Here is a 14,150-nt window from a genome sequence, read left to right as displayed (position 1 = left end):
TTTTGCCATAGTAATGGTACAGGCAATGTCGCCTGCATGACTGGCAGGAGTTTGAGCATGTCCGAGATGAAAACTCATTTAACCACCGCTGCTGGCGCGCCGGTTGCCGATAATCAGAACAGCTTGAGCGCCGGGCGGCGCGGCCCCTTGTTAATGCAAGATGTCTGGCTGATGGAAAAGCTGGCGCATTTCGATCGTGAAGTGATTCCAGAACGGCGGATGCACGCCAAAGGCTCTGGCGCGTTCGGCGCATTCACCGTAACCCATGATATCTCACAATACACCCGCGCCCGGTTCTTGTCTGAAGTCGGTAAAAAGACGGAGGTGTTTGCGCGCTTCTCCACTGTGGCCGGCGAGCGCGGCGCGGCGGACGCCGAACGGGATATTCGTGGCTTTGCGGTCAAGTTCTATACCGAGGAAGGCAATTGGGATATGGTCGGAAACAATACGCCCGTATTTTTCCTGCGTGACCCGCTGAAATTTCCTGACCTTAATCACGCGGTCAAGCGCGACCCTTGCACTAACCTGCGCAGTGCCAATAACAACTGGGATTTCTGGACGTTGCTGCCTGAGGCGTTGCACCAAGTGACTATCACCATGAGCGACCGGGGTTTGCCGTGCAGTTATCGCCACATGAACGGCTATGGCAGCCATACCTATAGCTTCATCAACGCCGCTAATGAGCGATTCTGGGTGAAGTTCCATTTCAAGACGCTGCAAGGTATTCAGTACCTGACCGACCAGGAAGCCGAAGAGGTGGTCGGCAAGGATCGCGAGAGTTTTCAGCGCGACTTGTTCGAGGCTATCAAAAGCAGCGACTTTCCCAAGTGGCGCTTCTATGTGCAGATCATGCCGGAAGCGGACGCCAATACCTACCGGATTCATCCTTTCGATCTGACCAAAGTCTGGCCGCATCAGGATTATCCATTAATTGATGTGGGCATTCTGGAGTTGAATCGCAATCCGGAGAATTACTTCCGCGACGTGGAGCAGGCAGCGTTCAATCCGACCAATATCGTGCCAGGTATCGGTTTTTCACCGGACAAGATGTTGCAGGGTCGGCTGTTTTCCTACGGCGACGCCCAGCGCTACCGATTGGGTGTGAACCATTATCAAGTTCCGGTTAATGCGCCCAAGTGCCCATTCCGCACTTTTCATCGCGATGGATTCATGCGGGTTGATGACAACAAGGGCAGTGAAGTGGGCTATGAGCCGAACAGCTATGGAGCCTTGCAGGAACAGCCGGATTTTCGCGAGCCGCCTTTGAAGCTAAACGGCGACGCCGACCGCTGGAATTATCGGGAAGACGACGCCGACTACTTCTCACAGGCCGGTGATCTGTTTCGCATTATGCGGCCTGGTGAGCAGCGACGATTGTTCGAGAACACCGCGCGCTCCATCGGCGGCACCGAGCGCCCGATTCAATTGCGCCACATCTGTCATTGTCATGCCGCCGATCCGGCTTACGGGCAGGGCGTGGCGGAAGCGCTGGGCATTCCGCTGAATGAAGCGCTGGCCAATGCGTAATACCCAACTTTGACAGGCAGGAAACCCGCTTGCAGGCGATAATCTGCAAAATCGCTTGCAAGCAGGCTTCCACTTTGTGTTCTTTAGTGGTCTAGATGGCGCTCACGCTTCATACAGGCTACGGGCTATGGGACTTGCCAAGTCGGAACTGACAGATGATGAACTCGCCCTACATTGCAATCAATAAGGAGGCGGATCGTCGTAATAGGCGGGTGGGCGTCTGTAACGACGGTAATAACCAGGCGGCGGTCCAGGATCATAACTGCGTTGACGCTGCAAGCGACGGATTCTTTGTTCCTGATAATCCATCTGATTGCCAACAGCGCCGCCGATCAGCGCCCCACCCAGCGCACCAGTTAACGCGCCGCCAGTGGGATCGATGGCATGTCCAATCGCGGCGCCCGCCGCTGCGCCCATCAGCGCGCCGCCCGTCGTATGGTAGTTGGGCGGAGCGCCTCGTGGCGGCGGCGTCGCACACGCTGTCATCAGACCCAGCGCAGCGGTCAGAACCATGAGTTTCAGTGGCATCGACATAGGATTTCTCCAGAATTGTTCGACAGGGCGATTGGAAAAAAGCAGGCGGCAGTCGCTTATGCACAGCGCCCTAGCGACAGCGCCGCCCTCAAAACCCACCAACATCCCCAATGCATGGAACGCAGTATTTCATTGGCAAGGTGAATCTCTCCTGAATAGGTGTTATGGGCTTCCCCAGTGGGGTCCGAGCACTGCAGCTCGCCAGCCATGCCGTAATGGAGAATCCAGGCCCGTCAGCCACTGTTCCACATCCCGCCGGTTCGCCAAAGCCTGGGGAGGTATGCTGCATTCACTGGCGCGATCCGCGATCCATTGCAGAAGATCATCAACCCGCGCCGCTTGTTTAGCGGTCAAGCGCAGTCGGCGTGGCTGAGGCGCTGGCCACTGTTCGGGCGGCTCAGCGCGCGCTGCTGCAATGTATTCCAGAAAGGCCGCGCCATGCTGGCGCAAGGTGGACGACGGCAACCCAGGAATGCGCGCTAAATCCTCCAGATTGCCAGGCATCCTCTGCGCTAGGTTCAACAGGATGGCGTCACTCAAAATCCAGCGGCGCGGACGATCATGGCGATTGGCCTGTTCTTCCCGCCAGGCCGCCAGCGCTCGCAGAACCGCCCGTTGCACACCGCGCAGTCGTTGGTGATCCCGCACACGCCGCCAGGCTTCCCGAGGATCGGAGCGATAGCGCGCAGGATCGGTCAACGCCATGAAATCCTCGTTCAACGCCATTTGCCAACCCCGCTCCGCCAGCATCGCTTGCTGTCGTCGGTACAGTTCCGGCAAATAGCGCACATCGTCAATCGCGTAAGCCAACCATTCTGGCGGCAGCGGCCGCCGCCGCCAGTCAGCCCGCGTGTGTTCTTTGTCGAGCGTCACACCCAGCATCTGCTCCACCAGGTTCGCATACCCGACCTGGTTTCCATACCCCAGCACCAGCGCGGCCAGTTGCGTATCGAAAACGGGTGCTGGAACCTCGCCATGCAAATGATGGAAAATCTCCAAATCCTGATAGGCCGCATGGAGAATCTTGGTGATCGCCGGGTTGCACAACACCGTTAGCAACGGTTCCAGAGAGGGTAACGCGATGGGATCAATGCAGGCCAGATAGTCAGCGCTGGCGATCTGGATCAGGCAGAGTTGTGGATAAAAGGTCTGTTCGCGGATGAATTCGGTGTCGAGCGCGAGCCAGGATGCGCCGTTTAATCCGGCGCAGAATTCAATAAGCGCGGGCTGGTCAACGATGTAGAGCAGGTCGCTCATTTATTTTGTTGAATCACGCTGCCAGCGCCCCGATTGACCGCCGGTTTTTTCCAACAGGCGGATATCGGTCAAGGTCATGCCGCGATCCATGGCCTTGCACATATCGTAAATGGTCAGCAGCGCAACTTGCACCGCTGTTAGCGCCTCCATTTCCACGCCGGTAGAACCCCGGGTTTCCACGGTCGCTTGGCAACGGATAGCGTTACGCTCGGGCAACGGTTCAAAGTCCACCGCCACCCGGGTCAGGGCCAGCGGATGACAGAGCGGAATCAAGTCGGCAGTACGTTTGGCACCCATAATTCCGGCAATGCGCGCTACGCCCAGCACATCGCCCTTGGCCTGAACGCCCGCTATCACCCGTTCCAGCGTGGCGGCTTGCATAAGAATGGAGCCTTCGGCGACCGCAATCCGGTGGGTAGATGCTTTGTCGCCGATATCGACCATAAGGGCTTCGCCAGCGGCGTTGAAGTGAGTCAGAGACATAGAGGAAGTGTAGAACGGGCATCCTGCCCGTTATAAGGGGCTGTGCAATACGGACTCGCTGTGAAGCCCGTATTGCATCATCCTACATGCTTGCCAATAAGGGGACGATCAGCAAGGCCACAATGTTAATGATCTTGATCAGCGGATTCACCGCTGGACCCGCCGTATCCTTGTAGGGATCGCCGACAGTGTCGCCCGTCACCGAAGCCTTATGCGCTTCCGAACCCTTGCCGCCGAAGTTGCCATCCTCGATGTACTTCTTGGCGTTGTCCCAGGCGCCGCCGCCAGCGGTCATGGAAATCGCCACGAACAGACCGGTGATGATAGTGCCCATCAGCAAACCGCCCAAGGCTTTAGGACCGGCGTCGGCGCCCATCAGCCACGCCATGCCAAAGGCGACGGCAATCGGCGTGAGCACCGGCAATAGTGAAGGAACAATCATTTCCTTGATCGCCGATTTCGTCAGCATATCCACCGCCCGTGAATAATCGGGGCGGGTAGTGCCGTCCATGATGCCCGGCATTTCCTGGAACTGACGACGCACTTCGCGCACCACGGCGCCCGCCGCGCGACCTACGGCTTCCATCGCCATCGCCCCGAACAGGAACGGAATCATGCCGCCGATGAACAAGCCAATGATCACCACCGGGTCCGTCAACGAAAATTCGACTTTAATATGCGCCAGCGTCAGTTTATGCTCGAAATCAGCAAACAGCACCAGCGCCGCCAGCGCTGCCGAGCCAATCGCGTAACCCTTGGTCACCGCCTTGGTGGTGTTGCCCACCGCATCCAACGGGTCGGTAATGCCGCGAATCTTTTCGTCCATTTCCGCCATCTCGGCAATGCCGCCCGCGTTGTCGGTGATGGGGCCATAAGCATCCAGAGCCACGATGATGCCCGCCATGGACAGCATCGAAGTCGCGGCAATAGCGACGCCGTACAGCTCCGCCCAATGGTAGGACAGGCCGATACTGAGGCAGACGGCCAACACCGGCAGAGCAGTCGCTTTCATCGATACCGCCAGACCAGCAATGATATTAGTGGCGTGACCGGTGGTGCAGGCTTCCGCGAGTTTTTGCACCGGGCTGAATTCAGTCGCAGTGTAGTATTCGGTGAAGACCACCATGGCCGCGGTCAGGCCCAGTCCGACCAGTGCGGAACCGTAAAGCCCCCAGGGATTCTGATCGCCTAACAGTACGAAAATGGCGGGCAGGAAAGCGACTGCGGAGATACCGCCGGCCACCGCCAGCCCACGATACAGGGCGTTCATAATCTTTTCGCCTTCCTTAGCCTTGACAAAGCCGCAACCGATAATCGAAGCGATGATTGACACGCCACCCATCAGCAGCGGCAGGACAACCGCGCCCTGGATCGCGTCGCCGGTGAACATCAGACTGCCGACCAGCATGGTGGCGATGATCGTCACCGCATAAGTCTCGAACAGGTCAGCGGCCATGCCAGCGCAGTCGCCGACATTGTCGCCCACGTTATCGGCGATGACCGCTGGATTGCGCGGGTCGTCTTCGGGAATACCGGCTTCCACCTTGCCGACCAGGTCAGCACCAACGTCTGCGCCCTTGGTGAAAATGCCGCCGCCGAGACGAGCGAAGATGGAGATCAGCGAACTGCCAAAGGCCAGGCCGACCAGCGGACCGAGATCAGGCACCTGGCCTGCGGCCAGATACAGCAACACATAATAACCGGCCACGCCCAGCAGACCGAGACCGACCACCAGCAAGCCAGTGATCGCACCGCCGCGAAAGGCGACTTCCAGCGCTGCATTCAAGCCATCATGCGCCGCCTGGGCGGTGCGAACATTAGCGCGCACGGATACATACATGCCAATGTAGCCGGCCACACCGGAACAGATAGCGCCGATGGCGAAGCCAACCGCCGACAGCGCGCCCAGGGTGAAAAAGATCACCACGCCGATCGCTACGCCAACAATGGCGATGCTGGTGTATTGCCGGTTCAGATAGGCTCTGGCGCCTTCCTGCACGGCGGAGGCGATTTCCTGCATACGGGCGTTGCCAGCGTCCTTGGCCAACACCCATTTGACCGACTGGACGCCGTAGATGAGTGCGCCGACCGCGCAGAGCAATGCGATAATCAATCCTATCGCTGCCATGATGCGAACCCTCCAATATGGGAATGAACAGACCTCATGGGTTTCTCCTGATTATATCGTTGGTTGTTAAATGGTTTTTTCGTTCGGCCACTGAAATCCGGGACGACGGAGGGCCAAAAATGCGCCAGGTTCCCTTGCGGATCGGGCTGGCGCGTTAAGCTCCCCGGATAAGATTAAGGGAATACGGCCCATGAATCAAAAATTGAGAACATTATAGCGGGCGCCCGCGCGGGAAAGCGTCTCTTCATCATGAAACTTGCCTCGCCTCTCACTGGACATTTGCCGATCTCAGCGTCCAGACTTTAGCTGTTTTCTCCGACCACCATGGAACCTGATCCAATGAAAATCGAAACGATCGCCATTCACGGCGGCTATCAGCCTGAACCTACCACTAAAGCCGTTGCTGTTCCCATCTACCAGACGACGTCTTACGCTTTCGACGATACTCAGCATGGGGCCGACCTGTTTGATCTGAAAGTGCCGGGCAACATCTACACCCGGATTATGAACCCCACAACGGCGGTATTGGAACAGCGGGTAGCGGCCATGGAAGGCGGAGTCGGCGCGCTGGCCGTATCCGCGGGTTCCGCAGCGATTACCTACGCGCTAATGACGATTGCGGAAGTCGGCGACAATATCGTCACCACCTCCACTCTATATGGCGGCACCTATAATTTGTTTGCCCATACGTTGCCGCGCTTTGGCATTGAGGCGCGCTTTGCCGACTATCGCGACATCGAAGGCATGGCTCGCCTGATCGATGAAAAGACTAAGGCGGTGTTTTGCGAATCGATTGGCAATCCGGCAGCGAATGTGGTCGATTTTGGCGCGCTGGCGGCAGTGGCGCATGCGCATGGCGTACCCCTGATCGTCGATAACACCGTGCCCACGCCCTATCTCTGTCGGCCGTTTGAACATGGCGCTGACATTGTCGTCCACTCCTTGACCAAGTACATGGGCGGCCACGGCACCAGCCTGGGCGGCGTTATTGTTGACTCCGGACTTTTCCCCTGGGATCAGCACAAGGCCCGCTTCCCGCGGCTAAACGAACCCGATCCTTCTTATCACGGCGTGGTGTATGTTGAAGCGCTAGGGCCAGCGGCATTCATCGGGCGAGCGCGGGTGGTGCCGTTGCGCAATACCGGCGCGGCGATTTCGCCATTCAACAGCTTCCTGATTTTGCAGGGTATCGAGACCTTGCCGGTGCGCATGGACCGCCACTGCGAAAATGCAGTCAAAGCGGCGGAATACTTACGTGGTCACGCGCAGGTCGAATGGGTTAAATACCCAGCGCTGACTGACAACCCGGAGAAACCGCTGGTCGACAAATACATGGGCGGGCGCGGCTCGAGCATTCTCAGTTTCGGCATCAAGGGCGGACGTGACTCTGGCGCCAAGTTCATCGATGCATTGAAATTGGTGACCCGGTTGGTCAACATCGGCGATGCGAAATCGCTGGCTTGTCACCCAGCGACTACAACGCATCGACAGTTATCGCCGGATGAAATGGCCCGGGCGGGCGTCAGCGAAGATTTGGTGCGGCTGTCGATTGGCATCGAACATATTGACGACATTCTTGCTGATCTGGAGCAGGCGCTGACGGCAGCGCGCTGAAATCACATTATTTTAGCCAGCCAGCGCCTCACTGCCATTAAGTTAAGAGAAGCTTTGTTTAATAACAATGTTTTTTGCGTTGGCGTTGGAAATTCAGCAAGGGTCTCGCGGAGGCTTTCTTCCGGGGTGGCTGGCGCCGTGGGCGATCACACGTTGGGTGACGCCCACACCGTGCCGTCCTGTGTGACCGCCAGGCTGTGCGTCTTCCCGGCGGCAATCGCCACCACCTCCCGCAAACCTGGGACTTGAATCGGGACTGGCCGGCTGGTCGTCGTGCCATCGCCCAGTTGCCCGGAGCCATTCAGCCCCCACGCCCACACCGTGCCGTCGCTGCGCAAGGCCAGGCTGTGCCGGCTGCCGCTGGCTACTTGTACCGGCGCGTCATCCGCTGCCTGCACCCCACTGAGGAACTCGCCGCCGCAAAGGGTGGCCAGTGGGAGGGGTACGGTTAGTTGCGCCCGGTGCCCTCATTGCCCATCTGTCCGTCCCGGTTTGCGCCCCAGGCATAACCAAAGGCATTGCCGGGACTGATCGCCAGCGAGTGCGTGCCCCCGCCCGCCAACAGCCCGGCGGCGAAAACGCCCGGCGGTAATAGCAAAACCACCAGGCTGATCAATAGAAAGGAAAACATGTGCAATGGATTAAAGCAGGAAGATCGGTTCATGATATGACTCGGAAGAGAGCGATGCAGTCCATCATGGATAACCTGTACTTTGGTGAGTCAGACCAAGTTTGACAAACTTGCCCGATTTTGCAACGGTCAATCGGTGACTTTTCTTTTTGGGTAACCGTTCAGTCTCCACCTTTGGCAAAAGGGGGTGAGGGGGGATTTTGACCCTATCGCCCGTGCGAAATCCCCCCCGGCCCCCCTTTTTCAAAGGGGGGAGGTGAATGCTTGCCTTGTTGGAATTGTAGAATGCGGTGAGGAACGCTGTTGATCAGCGACGGTCAGACAACGATTATTCCTTGCTCTAAATACCTCTTTCTATTAGCAGGAGGTGAGGAAACCGACTACGGCCATTCGCGCTACATTCACGAAGAAACCAGGATTGCCCCATGACCAAGAAAAAATCGGCCCCGAACAACCAGATTGCGGGCAATAAGAAGGCGTATCACGATTATTTCATCGAGGAACATTTCGAGGCTGGGTTATCTCTTCAGGGTTGGGAGGTCAAAAGCCTGCGGGCCGGTCGCGCCCATCTCAAGGAAAGCTATGTGCTGTTGCGCGATGGCGAGGCGTTTCTGTTCGGTTGCCATATTTCGCCGCTGACCTCGGCTTCGACCCACGTCGACGCCGACCCGACCCGCACCCGCAGATTGCTGCTGCACCGAGAGGAAATCAGCCGGCTGATCGGTTCGGTCGAGCGCAAAGGTTATACGCTGATTCCGCTGGCATTGTATTGGAAGAACAACCGGGCCAAGCTGGACATCGGTCTGGCGAAAGGCAAGAAGGATTACGACAAGCGGGCGACTGAAAAGGATCGTGACTGGGAGCGTGATAAACAGCGGCTGATGCGAGAACGGTAAGCCAGGTTTTCTCGCAAATGCAGGCGTCATCCACGAAATGGATACTGACGAATGAAAAACAAACTTCGTGTTGTTGTCCTCGTGTTGCTGATTCTTGGTGTGGGAACGGCCTACTGGCGGCAGGGTCAGGATCATCCAACGGAGGGCGTGCTGACGCTCTACGGTAATGTCGACATTCGCGAAGTCGAGCTGGCTTTTCGTCAACCGGGCCGCCTGTTGCGGATGGCGGTCGACGAAGGCGCAACCGTCAAGACAGGCGATGTCGTCGCGGAACTGGACGCACAGCCGTATCGAGATGCGCTGGCCGCAGCGGAAGCCGAGGTCCAGCGCGCTCAGGCGGAGCTCGATAAACTCCAACACGGCAATCGTCCCCAGGAAATCAAACGCGCTGAGGAGTCCGTCCGCCAGGCGGAAGCGGTCTTCCGCAAGGTGGACAGTGAGTTTCGCCGACAAAGTGAACTCGCCAGCACCGGGGCCGCCAGTCAACAAATTCTTGACGCTGCGCGGGCCGCCCGGGATGAAGCGATCGCCGCCCTGGCTTCCGCGCAACAAGCCTTATCCCTGCAACAGGAAGGTTTTCGACAGGAAGATATTGCCGCGGCGCAAGCGCGGCTGGCCAGTGCCGAAGCAGCTCGCGCCCAGGCGCAGACGGCGCTGGATGATACGCAACTCATCGCCCCGGCGGATGCGGTCGTGCTGAGTCGGGTGCGTGAACCCGGAAGCATGGTGGACAGTCACGCCGCCGTTTACACGTTGTCGTTGCGAAACCCGGTATACGTACGCGCTTATGTCAGCGAACCCGAACTGGGCCGCATCGCGTCGGGAACCCCGGTGAGTGTGCGCACCGATTCTTCCAAGAAGGTTTATCAAGGGCATATTGGTTTCATCTCGCCGCGCGCGGAATTCACGCCAAAGTCAGTTGAAACGACGGATCTACGCACCGACCTGGTCTACCGCTTGCGCATTGTCGTCACCGACGCCGATTCATGGTTGCATCAAGGTATGCCCGTGACGGTCACGGTTGCGACTGCATCCGCCGGGCAGGATTGAGTCATGAATTCTGTGGACGCCGCGCCGTCAATCGCGGTTGAACTTGATGGCGTGGTCAAGCGCTTTGGCGCACTCGAAGCCCTGCGCGGTATCCATGGACGTATCTTGCCTGGTTGCTTGACCGGGCTGGTCGGGCCGGATGGCGCGGGCAAGACTACGCTCATGCGGCTCATGGCCGGTCTGATGGCGCCCACTGCAGGCCGCATCACGGTGGCGGGTCTGGACTCGGTGCGCGACAGCACGGCGCTGTCGGACCGCATCGGCTATATGCCGCAGCGTTTCGGTCTCTATGAAGACCTGTCGGTGATGGAGAACCTGCGGCTCTACGCGGAATTACGCGGACTCGAGCGGCGAACCCACCGTGATACCTTCGAACGACTGCTGGAGTTCACCCGGCTTGGTCCTTTCACAACGCGATTGGCGGGAAAGCTCTCCGGTGGAATGAAGCAAAAACTGGGTCTGGCCTGTGCGCTGATGGCCACGCCTAAAGTGCTGCTGCTGGATGAACCGGGCGTGGGCGTCGACCCGGTCAGCCGGCAGGATTTGTGGCGCATGGTGCAGGCGCTGACCGATGACGGCATGGCGGTCGTGTGGGCCACCGCTTATCTCGACGAAGCGGAGCGCTGTGCCGCCGTGTTCCTGCTCAATGAAGGCCAGCTCAAATTTGCCGGTGCGCCCAGCGAACTCACGAGCCGTTTGAAAGACCGTAGTTTTCGGTTGTTGAATCACCGGCGCGACCGACGCGAACTGCTGTCAGAAATCCTGGAATTGACCTCGGTGAGTGATGGCGTTATCCAGGGCAACTCGATTCGCATCGTCTTGCGCCCGGATGGTCAGCATGAGGCGGTCGCCGCCTTTGCCGCACAGGTCGGGGCGGAGCTGCAACCGGTCACGCCGCGTTTCGAGGATGCTTTCGTCGATCTCCTGGGCGGCGGCCCAGGTGGAATATCCGCTCTTGCGCAGAAGATGGCACCCGTTATTCTGGACGATGACAACGTCGTGGAGTGTCGTAACCTGACCCGCCGCTTCGGCGCGTTCACGGCGACCGATCACGTCAGTTTCCAGGTGCGCAAGGGCGAAATTTTCGGACTGCTCGGTCCCAACGGCGCGGGCAAGTCCACCACGTTCAAGATGCTGTGCGGGCTGCTGCGCCCAACCGCTGGCGAAGCGCGGGTGGTCGGTCTGGATCTGCGCGTTGCCGGCAGCCAAGCCAAGCGGCAACTGGGTTACATGGCGCAGAAGTTCTCGCTCTATGGCTTGTTATCGGTTCAGCAAAACCTGGAATTCTCCGCCGGGGTTTACGGCCTGGAGGGGGCGTTGAAACGCGAACGCATCGAGGAAATGATCCAAACTTTTCAGCTTGGGAAATATCTCAAGAGCGCGCCGGATGAACTGCCGCTCGGCTTCAAACAGCGCCTGGCGCTGGCCTGCGCGCTGATGCACCGTCCGCTGGTACTGTTCCTCGACGAACCCACTTCCGGCGTCGATCCCATCACCCGACGCGAGTTCTGGACGCACATTAACGGCTTGGCGCATAAGAGCGTCACCATTATGGTCACCACGCATTTCATGGACGAAGCCGAGTACTGCGACCGGGTGGCGTTGATGTATCGGGCCAAGCTCATCGCGCTCGATACGCCAGATGTGCTCAAGGCTCGGGTTACCATCAGCGGTGACCAGGAACCGACCATGGAAGATGCCTTTATCCATCTTATCCAGGAGGTGGACGCTCAGGATGCGGCTTCATCGATGCGGGAATCTGCATGAACCTGCGGCGACTCATTGCGCTAGTGCGCAAGGAAAGTCTTCAGGTCATTCGTGATCCCTCGACTTTTCTGATTGCCTTCGTGCTGCCGGTCATTCTGTTGTTCCTGTTCGCCTACGCTGTTTCGCTGGATATCCGTAAGGTGGCGATTGGCGTCGTGTTGGAGTCCGATGGCGCAGCCGCTCAGTCGCTCGCCGCGGCGTTCAGTGGAACGCACTACTTTCAGGTCACACCGGCGCGGGATCGGCGGGAGGTCGCCGGTGAAGTCATCGCCAGCCGACTCAAGGGTTACGTCGTCATCCCCCAGGATTTCGAACGCCGGCTGGCGACGAACACAGAAAGTGCCCTGGTACAAGTCATCACCGATGGCTCGCAACCGAACACTGCCGGTTTTGTCGCCGGGTATGCGCAAGGCGTGATTGCTCAGTGGCTGGCTGGCCAGGTTGGGCAAAGCACGCCGCCTGTGATCGATGTGCGTTCGCGCTTCTGGTTCAACCCGGAAATTGAAAGCCGCCGGTTCCTGGTACCTGGGGCCATCGCTATTATCATGACGATGATCGGCACGTTGCTCACGGCGCTGGTCGTTGCCCGGGAGTGGGAGCGCGGGACGATGGAAGCCTTGTTGTCCACACCGGCGCGAGTCGTTGAAATTTTGATCGGCAAATTGTTACCGTACTTTGTATTGGGACTGCTGGCCACGCTGGGTTCTGCCCTGCTGGCCGTTTTCGTTTTCGATGTCCCGTTGCGCGGCTCGTGGTTTACCTTGTTACTGCTTTCCGCCGTTTTCCTCGTGCCGGCGCTGGGTCAGGGTCTGGTCATTTCGGCGCTGGCGAAAAACCAGTTCATTGCTGCACAAGCCGCGCTCTTCTCCGGCTTTTTGCCCGCCTTCCTGCTCTCGGGCTTCCTGTTCGAGATTGACTCGATGCCAACACCCATCCGTCTGATCACCTCTATTGTTCCCGCCCGTCACTTTGTGGCCTCTTTGCAGACCGTCTTCCTGGCTGGCGATGTATGGGCAGTGATGCTGCCGAACATGGCGGCGATGCTGGCGATTGGCGCGCTGTTCTTTACCTTGGCTAAGTTCAAGACCCGCAAAAGCCTGGATACCTGATATGGCGCTGCTTTCGCCGCGACTGCGCGCACAGATTATCAAAGAACTGCTCAGCATCCTGCGCGACCGGCGCGCGCGCGCCCTGCTCATCGGGCCGCCATTGATACAATTGCTGATCTTTTCCTTTGCCGCCACGCTGGAAGTGCGCAATGTTGCCATCGCCATTTACGATCGTGATGGCGGACGCGGGTCGCAAGAGCTAGTTGCCCGCGTCAGCGCTGCTACCTTCGTTGGCAGCGTGGCGACGATGCAAAGTCCGGAGCAACTACAAGCGGCGATCGAGCAGCGCCAAGTGCTGCTGGCCATTGACATACCGGAAACCTTTTCGCGCGATGTGGCGGCAGGTCGTCCCGCGCCGCTGCAAGTCATCGTCGATGGTCGCCGGGCCAACTCTGGGCAGGTCGCGCTCCGCTATGTAGAAAGCATCGCTGGCAATCTGGGCGCGACGATGCAGCCTGAAAGTTCCGGGAACAACGACCGGGTAGCCGTTCGGCACTGGTTTAACCCGAATCTCATTTATCAATGGTTCATTGTGCCCAGCCTCGCCGGCACTCTGGCGATGTTCACCTCCCTCATCGTTACAGCGCTATCCATTGCACGCGAACGCGAACTCGGCACCTTCGACCAGTTGCTGGTTTCGCCTACCACGCCTGCGGAAATTATCGTGGCTAAAGCCGCGCCGGCGCTGGTCATCGGCACGACGCTGGGGATGCTGATGGTGGGGGCGGGCGTATTTGCCTTTGGCGTTCCCTTCACCGGTTCCCTGGGGCTGCTGTTCCTGACCATGCTGCTGTTCATTCTGTCCATCGTGGGGTTAGGATTGATGATTTCTTCGATCTGCGCTACCCAGCAACAGGCTATTCTGGGCGCTTTTGCAACCGGGGTGCCGATGATTCTGATGTCTGGATTCGCCACCCCGGTGGAAAATATGCCGATGGTCTTACAATGGGTGGCAGAGGTCATCCCGTTGACCCACTTCCTGATCATCGTTCAGGGTACGTTCGTGAAAACATTGCCGGCAGCGGAGGTTGCCGCCCAAGCCTGGCCGATGGCGTTGACCGCTCTGGTGACGCTGAGTATCGCCACTCTCCTGGTGCGCAGTCGTTTGCAATGACCCTGAATGGCTGGAACTTTCCCACTAGCCAGTGATCCTA

At 58.5% G+C, this 14,150-nt stretch carries 11 protein-coding genes and 1 pseudogene; 7 read left to right on the top strand and 5 right to left on the bottom strand.

Annotated elements, in window-relative coordinates:
- The first annotated feature begins 57 nt into the window (after positions 1–57).
- The gene (locus H6973_14570; GenBank protein MCP5126810.1) at positions 58–1,527 is read left to right on the top strand and encodes a catalase; all 1,470 of its coding nucleotides are present in this window, start codon (positions 58–60) and stop codon (positions 1,525–1,527) included.
- A gap of 180 nt (positions 1,528–1,707) precedes the next feature.
- Here H6973_14570 and H6973_14565 read toward each other — a convergent pair whose 3' ends face one another.
- The 4 genes from H6973_14565 to H6973_14550 form a co-directional block, all read right to left on the bottom strand.
- Positions 1,708–2,040 carry a glycine zipper 2TM domain-containing protein gene (locus H6973_14565; GenBank protein MCP5126809.1) on the bottom strand — a complete coding sequence of 111 codons (333 nt, stop codon included), beginning with the start codon at positions 2,038–2,040 and terminating at the stop codon, positions 1,708–1,710.
- Positions 2,041–2,223: 183 nt separating this feature from the next.
- Positions 2,224–3,318 carry a ribonuclease D gene (gene rnd, locus H6973_14560; GenBank protein ID MCP5126808.1) on the bottom strand — a complete coding sequence of 365 codons (1,095 nt, stop codon included), beginning with the start codon at positions 3,316–3,318 and terminating at the stop codon, positions 2,224–2,226.
- Positions 3,319–3,801: a cyclic pyranopterin monophosphate synthase MoaC gene (gene moaC / locus H6973_14555; GenBank protein ID MCP5126807.1), complete on the bottom strand. Its 483-nt coding sequence runs from the start codon at positions 3,799–3,801 to the stop codon at positions 3,319–3,321.
- Between the two features lie 82 nt (positions 3,802–3,883).
- On the bottom strand, positions 3,884–5,929 hold the full coding sequence (locus tag H6973_14550) for a sodium-translocating pyrophosphatase (protein ID MCP5126806.1): 2,046 nt from the start codon (positions 5,927–5,929) through the stop codon (positions 3,884–3,886).
- A 339-nt stretch (positions 5,930–6,268) separates the two neighbouring features.
- Between H6973_14550 and H6973_14545 the strand changes: the two genes are divergently transcribed.
- Positions 6,269–7,543 carry an aminotransferase class I/II-fold pyridoxal phosphate-dependent enzyme gene (locus H6973_14545; GenBank protein ID MCP5126805.1) on the top strand — a complete coding sequence of 425 codons (1,275 nt, stop codon included), beginning with the start codon at positions 6,269–6,271 and terminating at the stop codon, positions 7,541–7,543.
- Between the two features lie 146 nt (positions 7,544–7,689).
- Here H6973_14545 and H6973_14540 read toward each other — a convergent pair.
- A pseudogene (locus tag H6973_14540) lies at positions 7,690–8,207 on the bottom strand (hypothetical protein).
- A 392-nt stretch (positions 8,208–8,599) separates the two neighbouring features.
- On the opposite strand from H6973_14540, the gene smpB reads away from it, so the two are divergent.
- The 5 genes from smpB to H6973_14515 are packed head-to-tail and all read left to right on the top strand — an operon-like array spanning position 8,600 to position 14,110.
- Positions 8,600–9,070: an SsrA-binding protein SmpB gene (smpB, locus tag H6973_14535; GenBank protein ID MCP5126804.1), complete on the top strand. Its 471-nt coding sequence runs from the start codon at positions 8,600–8,602 to the stop codon at positions 9,068–9,070.
- Between the two features lie 51 nt (positions 9,071–9,121).
- Entirely contained in the window at positions 9,122–10,120 is a 999-nt protein-coding gene (hlyD, locus tag H6973_14530) for a secretion protein HlyD (GenBank protein MCP5126803.1), read from the top strand.
- 3 nt (positions 10,121–10,123) lie between these two features.
- Positions 10,124–11,887 carry an ABC transporter ATP-binding protein gene (locus H6973_14525; GenBank protein MCP5126802.1) on the top strand — a complete coding sequence of 588 codons (1,764 nt, stop codon included), beginning with the start codon at positions 10,124–10,126 and terminating at the stop codon, positions 11,885–11,887.
- Positions 11,884–12,996: an ABC transporter permease gene (locus H6973_14520; GenBank protein MCP5126801.1), complete on the top strand. Its 1,113-nt coding sequence runs from the start codon at positions 11,884–11,886 to the stop codon at positions 12,994–12,996. Before H6973_14525 ends, H6973_14520 begins: the two co-directional genes overlap by 4 nt.
- A 1-nt stretch (position 12,997) precedes the next feature.
- Positions 12,998–14,110, top strand: a complete 1,113-nt coding sequence (locus H6973_14515; protein MCP5126800.1) for an ABC transporter permease — start codon at positions 12,998–13,000, stop codon at positions 14,108–14,110.
- The last annotated feature ends 40 nt before the right edge of the window (positions 14,111–14,150 follow it).

The organism is Gammaproteobacteria bacterium (assembly GCA_024235095.1).
In the GTDB taxonomy this organism is placed as follows: Bacteria; Pseudomonadota; Gammaproteobacteria; order Competibacterales; family Competibacteraceae; genus UBA2383.
The sequence above is the reverse complement of the archived record's forward strand: the minus strand, read 5'-3'. Positions and strand labels throughout refer to the sequence as shown.

Coding starts and splice junctions, on each gene's coding strand:
- H6973_14570 (MCP5126810.1), top strand. CDS start 58: ATGTCCGAGATGAAAACTCATTTAACCACCGCTGCTGGCGCGCCGGTT.
- H6973_14565 (MCP5126809.1), bottom strand. CDS start 2,040: ATGGTTCTGACCGCTGCGCTGGGTCTGATGACAGCGTGTGCGACGCCG.
- rnd (MCP5126808.1), bottom strand. CDS start 3,318: ATGAGCGACCTGCTCTACATCGTTGACCAGCCCGCGCTTATTGAATTC.
- moaC (MCP5126807.1), bottom strand. CDS start 3,801: ATGTCTCTGACTCACTTCAACGCCGCTGGCGAAGCCCTTATGGTCGAT.
- H6973_14550 (MCP5126806.1), bottom strand. CDS start 5,929: ATGGCAGCGATAGGATTGATTATCGCATTGCTCTGCGCGGTCGGCGCA.
- H6973_14545 (MCP5126805.1), top strand. CDS start 6,269: ATGAAAATCGAAACGATCGCCATTCACGGCGGCTATCAGCCTGAACCT.
- smpB (MCP5126804.1), top strand. CDS start 8,600: ATGACCAAGAAAAAATCGGCCCCGAACAACCAGATTGCGGGCAATAAG.
- hlyD (MCP5126803.1), top strand. CDS start 9,122: ATGAAAAACAAACTTCGTGTTGTTGTCCTCGTGTTGCTGATTCTTGGT.
- H6973_14525 (MCP5126802.1), top strand. CDS start 10,124: ATGAATTCTGTGGACGCCGCGCCGTCAATCGCGGTTGAACTTGATGGC.
- H6973_14520 (MCP5126801.1), top strand. CDS start 11,884: ATGAACCTGCGGCGACTCATTGCGCTAGTGCGCAAGGAAAGTCTTCAG.
- H6973_14515 (MCP5126800.1), top strand. CDS start 12,998: ATGGCGCTGCTTTCGCCGCGACTGCGCGCACAGATTATCAAAGAACTG.